Consider the following 19,839-nt stretch of genomic DNA (forward strand, 5'->3'; position numbering starts at 1 on the left):
GTCACTGCGTCGTCGAAGACGTGTCGGTCCCTTGCGGTTCGGAGGCGCCCGGCTCCGACGAGCCTGCCGAGGCGGAACGGGCGTCTTCCGGGGTGGAGCGAGCCGCTGCGGTCGACTCGGCCTCGTCGGCTGGCAGCGCCTCAGCGATGGGCTGCGCCACAAGTCGGCCCGCGACCGTGCTCATCTTCTGCGCATTGGTGATGACCTCGCCGAGACTCTCGAAGTAGCGCGCTACGGCACCGCGTTCGACCTTCAACTGCGTCATCCGATCTTCAGCGGCCGCGAGCACCTTGGTCGCGCGCTCTTCAGCGGCGGCGAACGTCGTCTGGGCGCGCTGCTCCGCCTCCATGACGATCTCGGCGGCATGGCGCTCCGCTGCTGCACGCACGTTTCGTGCATCCTGAGTCGCTTCCGTGCTCAGGCGCTCGTATTCTTCGCGCGCGGCTTCCAACTGGGACTTGAGCTCGGCGAGTTCGGCTCGCGTGGCTTCGAGTTCCCGTTGCGACGTCTCAGATGCGAGACGCTGACGCTCCGCGAGATCGCGCTCGAAGTTCTCTCGCTGCTGCGCGATGCCGGTGCTGAAGGTCGCGCTCTCCCGCTCGATGCGTTCCGTCATCTGGCGCACCGCGTCCTCGGTCTCTTCGCGCGCACGCGCCAGGCGCGCTTCTTCTTCGGCGCGATGCTCGGCCAGTTCTGCCACAGTGTCTGCGCGCAGCAGATCGGTCTCTTCGATGACCGCTGCGCGTTTCGCGGCGACCTCGCGTTCGATAGCGGCTGCCTGCTCCTCGCGCTCGCGCGCGAGGTCCGCCTCGTGCTGCGCGACCGCTGCCGCGATCGTGCGCTCGTGCTCCTCGCGCTCCCGCGACACATCATCGGCGAGGCGTGCTCGCTCGCGCTCGATCTGGAGTTCGAGGCTCTCCCGCTCGAGGCCGAGCGCCTCGGCCGCCTCGTCACGCTGGATCCGGAGCCGCTCCGCCTCGGCGGCGCGCTCATCGGCAAGTCGCTGCTCGTGCTCTCGGGACTGCGATGCCAGGCGCTCTTCGTGCATGGTCGTCTCGTCGGCGATCCTCGCTGCGTGCTCCTGCTGATCCCGCTCCTGCTGACGTGCGATGGTTTCTCGCGTCTCCAGCATTTCGCGCTCGTGAGCGGTGAGCTCCGCGGCAATGCGCTGGCGATGCTCGTCCCATTCGGAGATCACGCGATCCTGATGGGCTGCGAGCTCGGCGCCGAGTCGGTCTTCGTGCGCCGCGACCTCGGCTGTCAGGCGGACATCGTGTTCTTCCTGCTTCGCGGTGAGTTCCCGTTCGAGCGCTGTCCGCGCAGCCTCCTGCTCGCTCGCGAGCTCGGCACGATCGGCAGCCAGCGCAGCCTCGTGCTCGGCGCGCTCCGCCTGGATCCGCGTCTCGTGCTCACTCAGTTCTGCCGCGAGAGATGCGTCGTGGTCCTCTCGTTCATGCGCGATCGTCGCGCGATGCGCATCCCATTCCTCAGCGATGCGCCGCTCGTGGGCAGCTCGCTCCGAAGCGATCGCCGTATCGTGCGACTCCCGTTCGGATCGAAGATCCGCGTCGTGCTGGGAGCGCTCCTCCGTGATCGCACGGTCGTGAGCGGTCCGCTCCTCAGCGATGGCGGCCTCGTGGGCGTCCCGCTCCTGTGCGAGACGCGATACGTGAGCGGCGAGTTCATCCGAGAGTCGCACTTCCTGCCGCTGCTGCTCGTCGGCGATGCGGGCCTCGTGCGCCGTTCGCTCGTCGCTGAGGGCGGCATCGTGCGCGGCGCGCTCCTCGCGAAGGGCGGCATCGTGCTCCGAGCGCTCGGCGCTGATGCTGGTCTCGTGCTCGTATCGCTCGCGCGAGATCAGTTCGCGATGCTCGGCGAGTTCGGCCGCCAGTGCTGCGTCGTGAGCATCGCGCTCGTTCGTCAGCTCCGCTCGATGCGCTGCAGCTTCACGCTCGAGGAGCCGGTCGTGATCTTCGCGCTGCGCTGCGAGTCGCGTCTCCAGACTCGCAGCGGCCGCGGCGCGATCCTCGGCCGCCGAGACGTCGGCTCGCTCTCGTTCGCGTTCTGACTGCGCGGCCCGGCTCGTCAACTCCTGCTCGAGCGCTTCGCGCTCTCGGACGATGCCGGCCTCGTGCTCCGCTCGCTCCTGAGCGATGCGGTCGACGTGCGTCTGAGCCTCGGCGCGCAGGCGACGGTCGTGCACCTCGCGCTCCTGGCTGAGTGCTGCATCGTGCTCGGCCCGCTCTTGCGCGATGCGTCCGCGGAGCGTTTCGACCTCGGTGGTGAGCGCGCGTCGCTGATCTTCGATGTCCGCCTCGAGGGTGCGCTGCTGCTCGGTGTAGCGCTCCTCCAGCTCAGCTTCTTCGCGCTGTCGTCTCGCTTCGAACTCCGCGCGGGCCCGCTCGCCCTCCTGCACGAGGCGTGCACGCTCGAGTTCCGCCTCGCGCTCGTTCTCCGCCTTCTGGCGCTCGAACGCCTCGGCCTGTATCTCGGTCTGGGCGCGGAGCTCGTTGGCCGCGGCACGGGATTCCGTCGTGATCCGCTCGGCCTGCGCTTCGGCCGCGGCGATCGCGGCTTGGGCCTCTCGATGCGCGGTCTCGCGCTCCGAGAGCGCCTCTCGCTCGGCGCTGCTCCGGGTCAGCTCGGCTTCCCTGCGCGCTTCATCGAGGAGCCGCTCGCGCTCGGAATTCGCAGCGGCGCTCTGCGTCGCAACGTCGTTGCGCGCGCCCGTCAGAATGATCTCCGCCTGCTCCGAAGCCGACGTCAGCAGTTCGTCGGCGCGTCGCTGCGCCTGGGTGAGCACCCGGCGGCTCTCCTCTTCGGAGGAGCGACGCAGCTTCTCAGCGTCGAGGTCCGCCTGCGCCATCAGTCGCTGGGCGTGATCCTCGGCAACCTGCAGGCTCTTCTCCACTCGAAGCCCGAGCCCGGAGTACCCGGAGGCGCCGAGTTCGGCTACCTGCTCCTGCAGATCGGCGATCAGCTGCCGCTGCTCGTCCCCGGCATGCGATGCCTGCCGGTGCGCCTGCTGCAGGGATTCGAGGTGCGATTGCAGGGTCGCGATGTGACCGGTCAGCGCGCCGACGCGTTCGTCGACCTCATCACGGTTGTAACCGCGGAACGCGGGGGAGAACTGCTGGGCTGGTTCGGACACGGGCCCTCCGGAATCTGAATGTCGTCGCGTGCCCGACCGGGTCGCGACGAGAACACAATTGCCCCCCAACGATAGCGTAACCGACGGCGGACGGCAGGGGAGCAGAGCCCCTCCGAGCGGTCGCGGCGAAGGCCTCAGAAACGAAGTCCTCATGTCACACCCGGGAAGCTCCGGTAGCGTTGGAGGCTGAAGATCCGTGTTCGGGTCCCGCGGCTTCCATCGCTCGCTCCCGGACCGACGCGAAAGTAGAGGAGATCCCGTGCGACATGCGCTTGCGATCGCAGTGCTCGTGCTGTCTGGAGTGCTTCTGCTGCTCGGGCTCGGGCAGCGCACATTCCTCGCCGGTCCGGCAGAGATCAGTTTGCCCGTCGACACCCAGTCGGAAGCGGCCTTCGCCGTGGTCGACGGCACGGAGTTCGCGAAGCTCCCCGGCCAGGCGAACGTCGTGGTGCAGGGCGCCGACGCGTTCGTCGCCACCGCGATGACACGCGACGTCGATGCCTGGCTGGCCCCGTTCCCGCACGCCGAACTCACCGTGGACCAGCGGAAGCAGCGACTCCTCACGGCGTTGATCCCCGGGGCCCCTGCGGAAGCGCCGGAGACCGGTTCCGGAGCCGCGACGACGGAGGCCGACGAAGCGGGCGACGGGCTCGACCCTCGGGGGAGCGACCTGTGGCTCGACTCCCGATTCATCGACGGCAACGGAGGATCGACCGAGACCGAGACGCTCCGCGTTCCGGTGTCCATCGCCGTCGACCAGTCGGTGCTGATCGCGACCAACGGGACGGACCCGATCCCGAGCGAGGTGTCCCTCGTGTGGGCGCAGGATCGCAGCACGCCGTGGGCCGGGCCGTTGCTGGCAGCGGGAGGCGTGCTCGCGATCGTCGGCGCGGTGCTGTACCTGCTCGCCGTCGACCATGATCGTCGGGGCCTCGGTCCTCGCCGTGGACGCCGAGGACCGCTGCAAGGGCTGAGGAATGCGTTCGCACGACCGGAGCGCCGTGGTCGGAGTGCTGCACCGCGAGCCGATGCCCGTGCAGACGCTCCGCCGAGAGGAGAGCGCATGACGCTGAACATTCGGAACCGAGCGGGTCGGGACGGCATGATCGCCCGAACGAGGCAGAACCGACGATACGGGCGCCGCCTGCTCCCCGTGCTGGGAATCGCCGCGGTGCTCGGGCTGTCGGGTTGCTCCGCCGAGTACTGGCCGCAGATGGGCCCGAAGCCGGTGGAAGAAACTCCGACGGCGCAGCCGTCGTCCATCGCGCCGGTGCCCGTCACGGAAGCGCAACTGCATCGCATCGTCGAGCAGGTCTCCGCGGCGGCGAACGAGGGCGACGATAACCTCGACGCGGCCGCGCTCGACGAGCGGTTCGTCGACGACGCCCTCGCACAGCGCACGGCGAACTACACGATTCGCGCTTCGGTGCCCGATTATGCGGTGGTTCCGCCCAGGATCACCGATGAAGAACTCGACTACGCGCTGGTGCAGAGCACGGAGTCCTGGCCGAGAACCGCGTTCGTCACCGTGGCGTCGTCGTCCGGCAAGACTGATGCCGATGCTGCGGCCGACGGGACCGCCGACGGTTCGGCGGATGCCGCTTCCGAAGCGGCTGACGCCGATGCGGAAGCGGGCGACGGCGCGACCGATGAGCAGACCTCTCCGTCTCTCGCCCTGATCATGACGCAGCAGTCGCCGCAGGAGAACTTCGAGGTGTCGCGCGTGATCGCGCTGCGCGGAGGCATTTCAATGCCTCAGGCGGCTCCGGCCGAGGACGGCACGGCACTGCTTTCCAACGACATCGAGACGCTGATGCTGCCGCCCGGCGAGGTCGGGGCAGCCTACGCTTCGCTGCTCGAGAACGGCACTGAAGCTCCGGAGGCCGAGCTCTTCGACCTCGAGAGCGACACGCTCCTCGAGAACTACGGCAAGGCTCGTGCCGCTGCGGCGCAGCAGCAATCCGACGAGAAGGGGCAGACGATGAAGTACAGCGCGACTGCCCGACAGGGTGACGCGCCGGTCGTCGCGCTCTCGACGGGTGCGGGCGGCGCGCTGGTCGCCACGACCGTCATCGATGAGCAGATCGTCGACGCTGCCGGCGGCCGATTCAAACCGCAGGCGCAGGGTGCGATCACAGCGCTCTCCGGCCTGGAGGGCGAGCAGGAGCGTCTCGTGCAGCAAGTCGCGCACCAGATGCTGTTCTTCGTGCCCAGCAAGTCGGAGGATGCGAAGATCGAGCTGCTCGGCGTCACGAGCGAGCTCGTCGGCGTCACGAACTAGCGTCGACGGGGCGCCGCGGCCAGACGGCTCATGCCGCCCCGTCGATGAGGACCGAACATGAGGAAGGATCGATCACGATGACACAGCAGATTCCAGAGCGACTGCCAGGTGGAGGGGTGGATCTCAGCCACCTCGCAGCGCGCGCGGCTGCTCCCCAGGGGGGTGCCCCATCTGCGGCGCCCGGGAGCGCTGCTGGCGGCTCCGTCGTCGATGTCCCGTCGCTCGTCATCGACGTCACCGATGCCACATTCGAGCAGGCCGCTCAGCTCTCCAGCGTCGTCCCCGTCGTGGCACTGCTGTGGTCTGCTCGGAGCGAGCCCTCCGTGTCGCTCGGATCGGTGCTCGAGCAGGTCACTCGCGAACTCGGCGGACGACTGCTCCTGGCCAGGATCGACGTCGATGCCAGCCCCGGTCTCGCGCAGGCGTTCCAGGCGCAGGCGGTTCCAACGGTCATCGCACTGGTCGCGGGGCGGCCGGTTCCCCTCTTCCAAGGCCCGGTTCCCGAGGAGCAGGTTCGCGAGTACTTCGGGCAGCTCCTGCAGCTCGCGGAGCAGCACGGCGTCACCGGCCGCGTGAACGCTCCCGATATCGAGGACGCTGACGAGCAGGCCGCTCCGGCAGAACCGGAGATTCCAGCGGCGCACCTCGCGGCCATCGAAGCCGCCGAGCGCGGTGACTACGAGCAGGCCATCACCGAGTGGGAGGCCGTGCTCACGCGCTCCCCGGCGGACGCCGAAGCGCGAGCTGCGCTTGTGCAGGTGAAACTGCTGCATCGCCTGCAGGGGCTCAGCGCCGACGAGATTCGCAGCGGTGCGGCAGCCGCGCCCGGCGACGTCGAGGCGCAACTCCGCGTCGCAGATCTGGACGTCTCCGGGGGCCATGTGGAAGACGCCTTCCTGCGGCTGCTCGACCTGTTCGTCGAGCAGGATGCCGAGGGGCGAGCAACGATCCGTGAACGGCTGCTCGAACTGTTCGAGGTCGTGGGCGTCGCCGATCCGCGAGTCGCAGCGGCCCGCAGCCGTCTCGCCAACCTCCTCTACTGAGCGCGACGCCATGATGGTGGGCGGGCGAGCGTATCTCGACCATGCTGCGACATCGCCGATGCCCGAAGCGGTGCTGGAGGTCTACACCGATGCGCTGCGCACGGTGGGGAACCCGGCGTCGACGCACGGACACGGCCAGCGTGCGAGTCAGCTGCTGGAGGCCGCCCGCGACAGCATCGCCCGGATGGTCGGGTGCGACCACGCCGAGCTCATCCTCACGGCGGGCGGGACAGAGTCGATCAATCTCGCGCTCAAGGGACTCTACTGGTCGCGTCGTCGCTCCGGTTCAGGGCCGGTCGTGCTGATCGCCGAGGGCGAGCATCACGCGACCATGGAGACCGCGGAGTGGCTGCGTGATGTTCAGGGCGCGGAGCTGGTCGGCGTGCCGATCGATGAGAACGGCCTGCTGACGCCGGGGGCGCTCGAAGCCGCGATCACCGCAGCGGGCGCCGATCGAGTCGCGGTCATCTCGTTTCTCTGGGCGAACAACGAGGTCGGCACGCTGCAACCCGTGCGGGAACTGTGCGCGATAGCCGCGGCCCACGGGGTGCCGGCCCACGTCGACGCCGTCTCGGCGCTCGGGCAGGTTCCGATCGATTTCGCAGCATCGGGAGCCTCGGCGCTCAGCCTTTCGGCGCATAAGGTGGGTGGACCGGTCGGCGTCGGCGCCGTGATTCTCGGCCGCCGGATCACCGTCGAGCCGCTGCTGCACGGCGGGAGCCAGCAGCGATCCCGTTCCGGTACGCAGGACGTCGCCGGTGCCGTAGCCTTCGCTGCGGCGCTCGAGATGCTCCTCGATGAGGAGGGGCGTCCCCGACGCAATGGCCTCGCCCACCTGGAGCGCCTGCGCGACCGACTCATCTCCGGCGTGCGCGAGGCGGATCCGACCGCGGTGCTCCGCGGAGCCCCAGCCGGTGCGGGACGACTGCCGGGCAATGCCCACTTCACCTTCCCCGGCTGTCAAGGGGATTCGCTCGTCTTCCTCCTCGACGGTGCCGGCGTCTCGGTCTCCGTCGGCTCCGCGTGCCAGGCCGGGGTGGCCGAGCTCTCGCATGTGCTGCTCGCCATGGGTGTCGCACCCGAAGACGCGGCAGGAGCGCTGCGTTTCACGCTGGGCCAGGAGAGCACGGAGTCGGAGGTGGAGGCGCTCCTCGCGGCGCTCCCTGCAGCGCTGCGTTCGGCCCGTGCGGCAGGGCTCAGCTGACTCGAGCCTCGCGGTTCGCTCCGCGACGGGCAGCCGACGATTTCGCGGAGTCGACTCCCGGGTTTCGGGCGACTAGAATGCTCTGGTGAAGATTTTGGCAGCGATGAGCGGGGGCGTGGACTCTGCCGTAGCCGCCGCCCGCGCTGTAGAGGCCGGCCACGAAGTGGTCGGCGTGCATCTGGCACTCAGCCGGATGCCCGGCACTATCCGCACCGGCTCGCGGGGATGCTGCACCATCGAGGATGCGATGGACGCGCGCCGCGCCGCGAATCTGCTCGGCATCCCGTTCTACGTCTGGGACCTGAGCGAGCGGTTCAAAGAAGACGTGGTCGACGACTTCATCGCTGAGTACGCCGCGGGCCGCACACCGAACCCGTGCATGCGCTGCAATGAGAAGATCAAGTTCGCCGCCCTGCTCGACAAGGCGATGGCCCTCGGTTTCGACGCGGTCGCGACGGGACACTACGCGACACTCGCGGAGGGCGCTCACGGCCCGGAGCTGCATCGTGCGAGCGCTTGGGCGAAGGATCAGTCGTACGTGCTCGGCGTGCTGACGGAGCGCCAGCTCGCTCATTGCTATTTCCCGCTCGGCGATACCCCGTCGAAGCAGCTCATCCGGGCTGAGGCCGCAGAGCGCGGATTGCAGGTCGCTCAGAAGCCGGACAGCCACGACATCTGCTTCATCCCCGACGGCGACACGCGAGGATGGCTCTCGGATCACGTCGACCGCACGCCCGGAGACATTCTCGATGAGTCGGGCGACGTCGTCGGCAGTCACGACGGAGCGCACGGATACACGGTGGGCCAGCGCCGCGGGCTGCAGCTCGGGCGCCCGGCTCCGGACGGGAAGCCGAGATACGTGCTCTCCATCCGCCCCGTTTCGAATCAGGTCGTCGTCGGCCCGAAAGAGCAGCTCGAGATCTCCAGGATCGCAGGGGGACGTTTCAGCTGGGCCGGGGAGCCCGGGTTCGAGCTCTCGGAGCGCTTCGACTGCGATGTGCAGATCCGGGCGCACGCCGATCCCGTGCCCGCCTTCGCCAGGCTCGAGCCGATCCTGCCGGAGGAGCGAACGGAGCTGCATCGCGCGGACGCGACCCACGAGGTCGTCGTCGATATCGACCTCGAGCACGCGGAGCCGCTCGTCGGCGTGGCGCCGGGGCAGACAGCCGTGCTCTACGTGGGAACGCGTGTACTCGGGCAGTTCACGATCGATCGTGCGGTGCCGCTGGAGACGGCCGCAACCCGCTCCTGAATGTCCCACCTCGCTTCTACACTGGAGGCGTGAGCACGAACGCGCAGCAGATCCCCGAAGACTTCGACGCAGCCCGCGAGGAGGCGAAGCGTCTCTCCGACGAGGTCGAGCGACTGCGCGTCGCCTACTACTCCGAAGCATCGAGCCTCGTATCGGACGCGGAGTACGACGAGATGTTCCGTCGGCTCGAAGCCATCGAGCGGGCATTCCCCGAGTTGGCGAGCCAGGACAGCCCGACTCGCGAAGTCGGGGCTGCTGTGGTGTCGGCAGGGTTTCCCGAGCACCAGCACGCTGAGCGCATGCTCAGTCTGGACAACGTCTTCTCCATCGAGGAGTTCCGCGAGTGGGCGGCGAAGGTCCGCACCGCAGCCGGTCGCCCCGTGCGCTGGCTCTCCGAGCTCAAGATCGACGGATTGGCGATCAGCCTCGCGTACCGAGACGGCGTACTGGAGACGGCGACCACTCGCGGCGATGGGCGCGTCGGAGAAGACATCACCGAGAATGTGGCTCTCATCCCGGTGATTCCGCGCAGATTGCACGGAAGCGGGTTCCCATCGTTCTTCGAAGCTCGCGGCGAGGTGTTCTTGACCTCCGAGGACTTCGCCGCCCTGAATGAGCGCCAGCACGAACTGCAGCAGGCCTACATCGACGAGCAGTCGGCCAAGGGGCGCGACATCGAGCAGATTCCCGTGCGGTATGCCGAATTCGCGAACGCCCGCAACACCGCGGCCGGGAGCCTGCGCCAGCGAGCGGAGAAGAAGACCGAGACCGAGCTCACCCTCATGCGAGAGCGCCTCGCGAGGCTCTCGCTGTACGTGCACGGCATCGGCGCATGGCCGGATCCGGCCATTGAGAATCAGTCGGACGTGTACGAGCTTCTGGCGGAGTGGGGTCTGCCCGTTTCGCCGCACTCGCGAGTGTTCGACTCGGTCGACGAGGTCGCCGCGTTCATCGAGGATCGGGGGGAGCACCGCCATGATGTCGAGCACGACATCGACGGCATCGTTGTGAAGGTCGACGAGCTCTCGCTGCACGGAGAACTCGGAGAGACGAGCCGGGCCCCGCGTTGGGCGATCGCGTACAAGTACCCGCCCGAGGAAGTGCACACGCGCCTCATCGACATCCGCGTCGGCGTCGGACGCACTGGGCGCGCGACGCCGTACGCCGTCATGGAGCCGGTGAAGGTCGCCGGTTCGACGGTGCGCCAGGCGACGCTGCACAATCAGCAGGTCGTCCAGGCCAAGGGCGTGCGGATCGGCGACACCGTCGTGCTGCGCAAGGCGGGCGACGTGATCCCGGAGGTGCTCGGTGCCGTGCTCGAGCTGCGGGATGGCACGGAGCGAGAATGGCAGATGCCCGATGTCTGCCCCGAGTGCGGTACGCCGCTCCGGCCGATGAAGGAGGGCGACATCGACCTCCGCTGCCCGAACGCCCGAGCATGCCCCGCACAGGTGCGCGGCCGAGTGGAGCACATCGGCTCGCGCGGAGCGCTCGACATCGAGGTACTCGGGGAGATCACCGCGGCGGCGCTCACGCAGCCCGAGGTGCCTGCAGCGCCGCCCCTCGAAACCGAGGCGGGGCTCTTCGAGCTGACGTTGGAGCAGATCGTGCCGATCGAGGTGATCGTCCGGGACGCCGAGACGGGCGAGCAGCGCGTCGACGAGGCAACGGGTGAGTTCGTGCGGCGCGCGCCGTTCCAGCGCGTGACTTACGAATACCCACCTGCCGCCGAAGGGTTGAGCGCAGCCGAGCGGCGTCGAGCGGGGCTTCGCAAAGACCATCGCGTCGTCCGGCCTTCTCGCGACGCCGAGACGTTCCTCTCCGAGCTCGAGAGAGCAAAGACCAAACCGCTCTGGCGTCTGCTGGTCGCGCTCAATATCCGGCACGTCGGGCCCGTAGCGGCTCGGGCGCTCGCCGACTGGTTCGGTTCGCTCGACGCCATCCGCAGCGCGTCGCAGGAGGCGCTCGCCGAGGTCGACGGGGTCGGCGGCATCATCGCGGAATCGTTGATCGCCTGGTTCGACGTCGATTGGCACCGAGAGATCGTGGAACGGTGGAGCGCCGCTGGCGTGCAATGGGCCACTCCCGGGCATGCCGGGCCGGGTGCCGCTGGTGCGGACGGGGTGCTGTCAGGGCTCACGATCGTGGCAACGGGATCGCTCGACGGATTCACCCGTGAGGGCGCGACCGAAGCGATCATCGCCGCCGGCGGGAAGGCCGCTTCGAGTGTCTCGAAGAAGACCGATTTCGTCGCTGCCGGGCCAGGGGCGGGCTCGAAGCTCGCGAAAGCCGAAGAACTGGGCATCCCGGTGCTCGACGCAGCTCAATTCGCGCTGCTCGTGACGGAGGGGCCGGATGCGATCGGACAGCCTGATTCTCCGCCCACAGACGCTGAGTGAGACGAAATTTGTCGACTTATGCACACCCGTCCGCTCGAACATGTCTGCGCATCTCGCGGAAGATACGGTGAGATGACCGATAGCGGCTGCAGGCCGCGCCGATCTTCGTGAAGGAGCGCCGATGACAGAGAACACCGACACACCGGTTCGCGCAGCATGGGCACTGCAGGATCCGCTGCTGACGGCCTACTACGACGCGGAGTGGGGGATGCCGGTGTTCGACGACGACGGCGTCTTCGAACGTCTCTCCCTCGAGGCGTTCCAATCAGGACTGTCGTGGCTGACGGTGCTGCGCAAGCGCGTCGCATTCCGCGAGGCGTTCGACGGTTTCTCGATCGAGCAGGTGTCGCGTTACAGCGATGGCGACGTCACGCGGTTGCTCGCCGATGCGCGCATCATTCGCAACGAGCGGAAGATCATCGCCACGATCGCGAACGCGCGGGCGGCCCTTCGGCTCCGCGAGGAGGATGGGATAGGCCTCGCAGAGTTCGTCTGGTCGTTCCGCCCGGAGCGATCGCCCGTGCCCGCGCGCGACGCCGACGTACCGACGCTCTCCTCGGAATCCACAGCGTTGGCGCGTGCGCTCAAACGCCGAGGGTTCGCGTTCGTCGGTCCGACGACCGTCTACGCCCTGATGACGGCGATCGGGATCGTCGACGCGCATGTGGTGACGAGTCATCGACGCGGATGCTCGGAGCTCTGGTCGCCCGATGGGACCTGGGCGGGAGCCGATCTGCCGTTTCAGGCTCCGGTGACGGCCCCGCGAATCCCCGGCTGAGCGCCGCTGAGATCTCGCGCTCGAGCCGCCGATAGGATGGTGGGCGTTCCCAGATGACCCCTCCCGATGGAGCAGCATGCCTGAAGCCAGCGCGGCGAGCACCGAGATCACGGCGGACACCGTCGCACATCTCGCGGGCCTCGCACGAATCGCCCTCACCAACGACGAGATCGGGGCGCTCACCAGCGACCTCGACTCGATCCTGACCCACATCGCGAAGGTCGGCGAGGTGACGACCCCTGATGTCCCCGCGACCAGTCACCCCATTCCACTGAGCAACGTCACGCGGCCAGACGTCGTCTCCGACGTGCTGACGCAGGAGGAAGCGCTCGCGAACGCACCGGAGACCACCGACGGCATGTTCCGCGTGTCCTCGATCCTCGGTGAAGAGCAGTGAGCGCCGCGATGAACGACGTGATCCAGCTGACTGCGGCCGATCTCGCCGCCCGGCTCACCGCGGGTGAGGTGTCCTCCGCAGAAGCGACGCAGGCTCATCTCGATCGCATCGCCGCCGTCGACGGAACACTCAACGCGTTTCTCGCGACCGACGCCGAGATCTCACTCGCAGCGGCGCGCGACATCGACGCCCGTCGCGCATCCGGAGAGTCGCTTGGAGAGCTCGCCGGAGTGCCCCTCGCCATCAAGGACGTGCTCGTCACGACTGACATGCCGGCGACCTCGGGATCGAAGATCCTCGAAGGATACCGTTCGCCCTTCGACGCGACGGCCGTCGCGCGGGCGCGTGCAGCCGGTCTGATTCCCATCGGCAAGACGAACATGGATGAATTCGCGATGGGTTCTTCGACCGAGAACTCGGCCTACGGACCCACGCTGAATCCGTGGAAGCTCGACCGTGTTCCCGGTGGTTCAGGAGGCGGCTCCGCCGTGGCGGTGAGCGCTTTCGAAGCCCCGCTCGCACTCGGCTCTGATACCGGCGGATCGATCCGACAGCCCGCCGCCCTGACCGGCACCGTCGGCATGAAGCCGACCTACGGCGGCGTGAGCCGCTATGGCGCGATCGCGCTCGCCTCGTCGCTCGATCAGATCGGGCCGTGCGCGCGCACGGTGCTCGACACGGCGCTGCTGCACGACGCCATCTCCGGGCACGATCGGCACGACTCGACATCGCTCGACTTCGCGTGGCCGTCGATGGCTGGAGCTGCGCGAAGCGGTGCAGACCCCGCCACCCTCGCCGGCCTGCGCGTCGGCGTCGTGAAGCAGCTGATGATCGACGGCGTGCAATCAGGGGTGCAGGCCCGGTTCGAGCAGGCGCTTGATCTGCTCACCGCTCAGGGTGCGGAGATCGTCGAGATCGATGCGCCGCATTTCGAGTACGCGGTGGCGGCCTACTACCTCATCCTTCCCGCAGAGGCCTCGAGCAATCTCGCGAAGTACGACTCCGTGCGATTCGGTCTCCGCGTGACGCCGCAGGGCGGGGCGACCGTGGAGGGCGTGATGAGCGAGACTCGTGCGGCAGGATTCGGTGCCGAGGTGAAACGACGCATCATCCTCGGCACCTACGCGCTGTCAGCGGGCTACTACGACGCCTACTACGGCAGCGCCCAGCAGGTGCGCACGCTGATTCAGCGTGATTTTGCCGCCGCTTTCGACCAGGTCGACGTGATCGCCTCGCCGACCGCGCCCACCACCGCTTGGGCGCTCGGCGCTCACTCCGGAGACCCCATGCGCGATTACCTCAATGACGCGACGACGATTCCCGCGAACCTCGCGGGAATCCCCGGCATCAGCCTGCCCATCGGCACGGCGAGCGAAGACGGCCTCCCGGTCGGTCTGCAGCTCATGGCCCCCGCCTTCGAAGACGCGCGGCTCTACCGCGCCGGAAGCGCCATCGAACAGCTCGTCGCCGACCGCGACGACGCGCCGTTCTGGACGCAGGCACCGGAGCTCGATGCAGCCTTCCTTGCGACGGCCCAGACCGGAAAGGCGACGAACTGATGGCCAAGACGAAGCTGATGGATTTCGACCGCGCCCTCGAGCTCTTCGAACCGGTGATCGGCCTCGAGGTGCACGTCGAGCTCAACACGAAGACCAAGATGTTCTCGACCGCGCCGAACATCTTCGGCTCGGAGCCGAACACGAATCTCGCGCCGGTGTGCCTCGGGTTGCCCGGCTCACTCCCCGTGCTCAACCATGAGGCGGTGCGCTACTCCATCAGCCTGGGTCTGGCGCTCGGATGCGAGATCGCCGAGGTTTCCGGCTTCGCGCGCAAGAACTACTTCTACCCGGACATGGGCAAGAACTACCAGATCTCGCAGTACGACGATCCGATCGCTCACGACGGGTCGGTCGAGATCGAACTCGCGTCCGGCCGCATCATCCATGTGCCGATCGAGCGTGCTCACATGGAAGAGGACGCGGGCAAGCTGAACCACGTCGGGGGATCGACGGGCCGCATTCAGGGCGCCGAGTACTCCCTGGTCGACTACAACCGGGCGGGCGTGCCGCTCGTCGAGATCGTCACCCGTCCGATCTTCGGCGGAGAGGCGGATACCCCGGAGATCGCGGCGGCGTACGTCTCGACCATTCGGGACCTGGTCGTGTCGCTCGGCATCTCAGACGCGCGCATGGAGCGCGGGAACATCCGATGCGACGCGAACGTGTCGCTGCGACCGCGAGGCAATGAGGGCGCCGGAATGTCGGTGCTCGGCACGCGGACCGAGACGAAGAACGTCAACTCCCTGCGCTCCATCGAGCGCGCCGTGCGGTTCGAGATTCAGCGCCAGGCGCAGATTCTCGATGGTGGCGGGACGATCACGCAGGAGACACGGCACTGGCACGAGGATACGGGGGAGACCTCGCCCGGCCGCCCCAAGAGCGATGCAGACGACTACCGCTACTTCCCCGAACCGGATCTCGCCCCGCTCACTCCCGAGCGCGAACTCATCGAGGAACTGCGCGCGCAGCTCCCCGAGCATCCGACGTTGCGTCGTCGACGCCTCCGCGGGGAATGGCAGTTCTCGGCGCTCGAGTTCCAGGACCTCGTCAACGCGGGCCTGCTCACCACCATCGAGCAGACGGTCGCCATCGGGGTGCCCCCGCAGACGGCTCGTAAGTGGTGGACCGGCGAGATCGCGCGCATCGCGAATGAGCGGTCGACGCCCTCGGCAGACCTCATCACGCCCGCCCAGGTCGCCTCGGTCGTCGAGCTCATCGATGCGGGAACGCTCAACGATAAGCTTGCGCGCCAGGTGATCGCCGGAATCATCGACGGCGAGGGGACCGCCGCCGAGATCGTCGAGTCCAGAGGTCTGGCGATCGTCTCGGACGACGGCGCGCTCATCGAGGCCGTGGATGCGGCGCTCGCCCAGCAGCCCGACGTCCTCGCGAAGATTCGCGACGGAAAGGTGCAGGCAGCCGGCGCGATCATCGGAGCCGTCATGAAGGCGATGCGAGGTTCGGCCGACGCGGCGCGCGTGCGAGAACTCGTGCTCGAACGGGCATCAGCCGCCGAATAGCTTCGGGGGAGACGCACAGAGGCCGGCAGCTCGATGAGCTGCCGGCCTCTGTGCGCACGCGCGCTGTGTCAGCGCACGTCTTCGTCGACCCAGTCCATGGACTTCGTCACAGCCTTGCGCCACTGACGCAGCAGCCGCTCCTGCTCGGCGGAGTCGAGCTCCGGCTCCCATCGGCGATCCTCCTGCCAGTTGGCGGACAGATCATCGAGCCCCGACCAGAAACCGACCGCGAGCCCCGCCGCATACGCCGCACCGAGCGCGGTCGTCTCCGAGACGACGGGCCGCACGACCGGTACGCCGAGGATGTCGGCCTGGAACTGCATGAGCATGTCGTTGGCGACCATGCCGCCGTCGACTTTCAGCTCGGTGAGATCGACGCCGGCATCTGCGTTCACCGCATCGAGCACGTCCCGCGTCTGGTACGCGACGGCCTCGAGCGCAGCCCGAGACAGGTGTCCCTTGTTGGCGTAGCGCGTGAGCCCGAGGATGGCGCCGCGCGCATCGGGGCGCCAGTAGGGCGCGTACAGGCCGGAGAAGGCGGGCACGATGTACACGCCGCCGTTGTCCGGCACGCTGTCGGCGAGCTGCTCGACCTCCGGCGCGTCCGAGATGATGCCGAGCTGGTCCCGCAGCCACTGGATGAGCGATCCGGTGACGGCGATGGAGCCTTCGAGTGCGTAGTGCGTGGGTCCGTCGCCGAGCTTGTAGCCGACGGTGGTGAGGAGGCCGTTCTTCGAGTGGATGATCTCCTCGCCCGTGTTGAAGATCAGGAAGCAGCCCGTTCCGTACGTGTTCTTCGACTCACCGGCGGTGAACGCCGCCTGGCCGAAGGTGGCTGCCTGCTGGTCGCCCAGGATGCCGGCGATCGGCGTCTCGCGCAGCAACGAGGAATCCTCGGCGGTTCCGTACACCTCGGAGGATGACTTGATCTCGGGAAGCATCGACCTGGGGACGCCGAACGCTTCGAGGATGTCGTCTCGCCATTCGAGAGTCTTCAGATCCATGAACAGCGTGCGCGATGCGTTGGTCACGTCGGTGACGTGCACGCCGTGCTCCGAGCCGCCGGTGAGGTTCCAGATCACCCAGCTGTCGGTGGTGCCGAACAGCAGATCGCCCGCATCGGCGGCTTCGCGCGCCCCCTCGACATTCTCGAGGATCCAGGCGACCTTCGTCCCGGAGAAGTAGGTCGCAAGGGGGAGGCCGACGATGTCCTTGAAACGTTCGATCCCGCCGTCCGCCGCGAGCCGGTCGACGATGTCCTGCGTCCGCGTATCCTGCCAGACGATCGCGTTGTAGACGGGCCTGCCCGTCTTCCGGTTCCAGACGACCGCGGTCTCGCGCTGATTGGTGATGCCGATCGCCGAGATGTCGTGCCGAGTGAGATCGGCTCGTCCCAGCGCGATCCCGATGACCTCCTGTACGTTGCGCCAGATCTCGAGCGCGTCGTGCTCGACCCAGCCGGCCTGCGGCATGATCTGCTCATGCTCCTTCTGACCGACCGAGATGATGGTGCCGCTCTTGTCGAAGATGATCGCCCGACTGGAGGTGGTTCCCTGGTCGATCGCGATGATGTATTCAGACATGGTGTTCCTTTCGTATCAGCTTCGTTGCTCGTGCGGGTACGCGGGTCAGGCCGCGGCCGCGGCGAGGCCCAGGACCAGCGGGGAGACGAGTGCGGCGATCGCTCCGCCGACGAGCGGTCCGGCGACGGGCACCCAGGCGTAGCCCCAGTCGCTGCCGCCCTTGCCTTTGATCGGCAGGATCGCATGCGCGATGCGCGGGCCCAGGTCTCGGGCGGGGTTGATCGCGTAGCCGGTCGGTCCGCCGAGGGAGGCGCCGATGCCGACGACGACGAGCGCGACGGGAAGCGCGGTCAGCGGCCCGAGGCCCCCGGGCACGCCGACCTGGATGTCGCCGTAATCCGCGAAGGCGAACACTGCGAAGACGAGTACGAAGGTGCCGATGACCTCGGTGAGGAAGTTGCCGAACGGGGTGCGGATCGCCGGGCCGGTCGAGAAGACGCCGAGCTTCGCGGCGGGATCGGGTTCTGCATCGAAGTGCGAACGGTACGCAACCCAGCAGAGCACAGCACCGACGATGGCTCCGAGGAGCTCGGCGGCTGCGGCGACGAGGAACTGCACCACGCTGATCTTGCCGGCGATCGCGAGCCCGATGCCGACAGCGGGGTTCAGGATGGCGCCGGAGTAGGCGGAACCGAGCACGCCGACGAAGACGGCGAGGCCCCATCCCCAGTTGACCAGCAGGAACCCGCCGGCGTTCCCCTTCGTCTTCGCCAGGGCGACGTTGGCGACGACGCCGCAGCCCAGGAGTACGAGGAGAGCGGTACCGACGAACTCGGAGAGGAAGTAGTACCCGAGATTGACATCTGGCATGTCGTCATTGACCTTTCAAACAAGCGAGGGCTGAGCCTCGCGATGGGTGGTGAGTTCGGGCGCGAAGGATTGTCGCCGCACCCGACGGGTCGCCCCGCTCAGATATCGACGACCGCGCCTCCGCGTTCGACATCGATACGGTGAGCGGTGCGAAGCAGTTGCGCCATGCGGCGGATCTCGTCATCGACGCGAGCACCGTCCCAGTTCAGGACGGGCGCGATCGCCTCCGCGGCTGCGCGCACGCGCTCAAGGGTCAGTCCCCCCAAGAATGCGATGGAGGTGCGGCGGAGCAGGAGGTCGTCGAGGTGGACGACCTGCTCGGAGGCTGCGAGATGCGCGAGCTCGGCTGCCGTGTATCCCGGGAGCAGAGCGATCGTCTCGTCGTGCTCGGGCGTCGCGGCCAGTACTTCGTCGGCTCGGGTGCCGTACCGGTCGAGCAGCACCTCGACGCGACCTCGGTCGTTGCCGTCCGCGCGCTCCGCCACCCAGCGCGTGCGCGCGGCGCGGCCTTTCGGGAAGTCTTTCCCGCCGCCGATCGCGAGTGTCTCCGTGCCGACGCTGCGGGTCTTCCCGAGCAGCTCGAGGGTGTCGTTCGCGAGGTGCGCGGCGAGTGCTCGGAAGGTGGTCCATTTGCCGCCGACGAGGCTGAGGAGCGGAACCCCGGCGTGCTCGGAGGGCTCGATGCGGTAGTCGCGGGACACGAAGCCGGGCGCCGTGTCGTCGTGGCGGGGAAGCGGCCGGATACCTGAGAACGTGTAGACGATCTGCGACCGATCGACGGAGATGTCGGGGAAGACGTGGCCCACGAGGTCGATGAAGTAGTCGACCTCCTCGCTCGTGCAGGAGGTCGGCGCGCTGGGGTCGGCGTCGATGTCGGTGGTGCCGACGAGCACGCGATCCTTCAACGGGTAGATCAGCACGATCCGGCCGTCGGAGTGCTCGAAGAAGATCTCTCGTCCACCGGTGGCGGCGAGGAGCTCGGGGTGGTCGAGCACGATGTGCGAGCCCTTCGTGCCGCCCATGAACCGAGTGCCGCGGCCGAGCGCTTCGTTGGTGAGATCGGTCCACGGCCCGCTGGTGTTGAGGATCACCTTCGCCGTGACGTCGAAGACGTCGCCGGTGGTCTCGTCGCGCAGTTGCACTGCACCGTTCTCGAAGCCGACAGCGGGAAGGTAGTTCGCCGCCCGCGCGCGGTCGCCGCCCGCGACGATTCCGTCGTGCAAGACGTCGAGGGCGAGGCGCTCGGGGTCGTGCATCGACGCGTCGTAATAGGTCGCCGTGTACTTCACGTCGCTGTTCAGGCGCGGCAGCTCGCTGAGCGATCGGCGGCGTCCCCGGAACTTGTGGCGGGGCACCTGTCCGCCGTCGCGCGAGAAGGTGTCGTACAGCGTCAGCCCGATCTTGATGAGCGCGGCTCCGCGCTCACGAGCCTTTCCGCGGCCGTGGGTCACGAGCAGACGGAACGGCGCCGAGAGAATGCCGGAGAACGTCGAGAAGATCGGGATCGTCGTCTCGAGGGGGCGCACGTAATGCGGTGCCGTGCGCAGCAGGCGGTTGCGCTCTGCGACCGCCTCCTGGACGAGGCGGAACTCGCCGTTCTCGAGGTAGCGCACCCCGCCGTGCACCATATGGCTCGAAGCCGAGGACGCGCCGGAGACGAAGTCGCCGCGCTCCACGAGTGCGACGTCGACTCCCTGCAGCGCGAGTTCGCGGAACGTCGCAATACCGTTGATGCCGCCGCCGATGATGAGGACTTCGGCGTGGGGGCGATCCCGCAGGCTGCGAACCGCGGAACGGGTGGTCGGCGTGCGATCATTCATGACTTCAACCTTTCGACGTTCGAGGTCAGCTTCCACCCGCCG

The 19,839-nt window shown here is 68.0% G+C and carries 13 protein-coding genes; 9 read left to right on the forward strand and 4 right to left on the reverse strand.

What is annotated here, in order from left to right; all coding sequences use genetic code 11:
- Position 1 precedes the first annotated feature (1 nt).
- Positions 2 to 3,151 (reverse strand): coiled-coil domain-containing protein, encoded by a 3,150-nt coding sequence (locus tag JSQ98_RS01770; protein WP_211648098.1) that lies wholly within the window; start codon positions 3,149 to 3,151, stop codon positions 2 to 4.
- Positions 3,152 to 3,410: 259 nt separating this feature from the next.
- Between JSQ98_RS01770 and JSQ98_RS01775 the strand changes: the two genes are divergently transcribed.
- From JSQ98_RS01775 to gatB, 9 genes are all read left to right on the forward strand, one after another.
- A complete protein-coding gene (locus tag JSQ98_RS01775; RefSeq protein WP_211648100.1) occupies positions 3,411 to 5,432 on the forward strand; it encodes a DUF8094 domain-containing protein in 2,022 nt (673 codons plus the stop codon).
- A 77-nt stretch (positions 5,433 to 5,509) separates the two neighbouring features.
- On the forward strand, positions 5,510 to 6,475 hold the full coding sequence (locus JSQ98_RS01780) for a tetratricopeptide repeat protein (protein ID WP_200329279.1): 966 nt from the start codon (positions 5,510 to 5,512) through the stop codon (positions 6,473 to 6,475).
- Positions 6,476 to 6,485: 10 nt separating this feature from the next.
- The gene (locus tag JSQ98_RS01785) at positions 6,486 to 7,679 is read left to right on the forward strand and encodes a cysteine desulfurase family protein (RefSeq protein WP_211648102.1); all 1,194 of its coding nucleotides are present in this window, start codon (positions 6,486 to 6,488) and stop codon (positions 7,677 to 7,679) included.
- 85 nt (positions 7,680 to 7,764) lie between these two features.
- Positions 7,765 to 8,931, forward strand: a complete 1,167-nt coding sequence (gene mnmA / locus JSQ98_RS01790; RefSeq protein ID WP_346728701.1) for a tRNA 2-thiouridine(34) synthase MnmA — start codon at positions 7,765 to 7,767, stop codon at positions 8,929 to 8,931.
- Positions 8,932 to 8,960: 29 nt separating this feature from the next.
- On the forward strand, positions 8,961 to 11,330 hold the full coding sequence (ligA, locus tag JSQ98_RS01795; protein WP_211648104.1) for an NAD-dependent DNA ligase LigA: 2,370 nt from the start codon (positions 8,961 to 8,963) through the stop codon (positions 11,328 to 11,330).
- A 121-nt stretch (positions 11,331 to 11,451) separates the two neighbouring features.
- Entirely contained in the window at positions 11,452 to 12,108 is a 657-nt protein-coding gene (locus JSQ98_RS01800) for a DNA-3-methyladenine glycosylase I (RefSeq protein ID WP_211648106.1), read from the forward strand.
- A gap of 76 nt (positions 12,109 to 12,184) precedes the next feature.
- Entirely contained in the window at positions 12,185 to 12,505 is a 321-nt protein-coding gene (gatC, locus tag JSQ98_RS01805; RefSeq protein WP_211648108.1) for an Asp-tRNA(Asn)/Glu-tRNA(Gln) amidotransferase subunit GatC, read from the forward strand.
- 8 nt (positions 12,506 to 12,513) lie between these two features.
- Positions 12,514 to 14,064: an Asp-tRNA(Asn)/Glu-tRNA(Gln) amidotransferase subunit GatA gene (gatA, locus tag JSQ98_RS01810; RefSeq protein ID WP_211648109.1), complete on the forward strand. Its 1,551-nt coding sequence runs from the start codon at positions 12,514 to 12,516 to the stop codon at positions 14,062 to 14,064.
- Positions 14,064 to 15,584: an Asp-tRNA(Asn)/Glu-tRNA(Gln) amidotransferase subunit GatB gene (gatB, locus tag JSQ98_RS01815; protein ID WP_211648110.1), complete on the forward strand. Its 1,521-nt coding sequence runs from the start codon at positions 14,064 to 14,066 to the stop codon at positions 15,582 to 15,584. Before gatA ends, gatB begins: the two co-directional genes overlap by 1 nt.
- A 68-nt stretch (positions 15,585 to 15,652) precedes the next feature.
- Here gatB and glpK read toward each other — a convergent pair whose 3' ends face one another.
- The 3 genes from glpK to JSQ98_RS01830 all read right to left on the reverse strand — a co-directional run bounded on the left by glpK (position 15,653) and on the right by JSQ98_RS01830 (position 19,797).
- The gene (gene glpK / locus JSQ98_RS01820) at positions 15,653 to 17,167 is read right to left on the reverse strand and encodes a glycerol kinase GlpK (protein ID WP_211648111.1); all 1,515 of its coding nucleotides are present in this window, start codon (positions 17,165 to 17,167) and stop codon (positions 15,653 to 15,655) included.
- Positions 17,168 to 17,212: 45 nt separating this feature from the next.
- On the reverse strand, positions 17,213 to 17,977 hold the full coding sequence (locus tag JSQ98_RS01825; RefSeq protein ID WP_090148294.1) for an MIP/aquaporin family protein: 765 nt from the start codon (positions 17,975 to 17,977) through the stop codon (positions 17,213 to 17,215).
- Positions 17,978 to 18,075: 98 nt separating this feature from the next.
- Entirely contained in the window at positions 18,076 to 19,797 is a 1,722-nt protein-coding gene (locus tag JSQ98_RS01830) for a glycerol-3-phosphate dehydrogenase/oxidase (RefSeq protein ID WP_211648112.1), read from the reverse strand.
- Between the last annotated feature and the right edge of the window lie 42 nt (positions 19,798 to 19,839).

Source organism: Leucobacter manosquensis (genome assembly GCF_018304845.1).
Classification (GTDB): domain Bacteria; phylum Actinomycetota; class Actinomycetes; order Actinomycetales; family Microbacteriaceae; genus Leucobacter; species Leucobacter alluvii.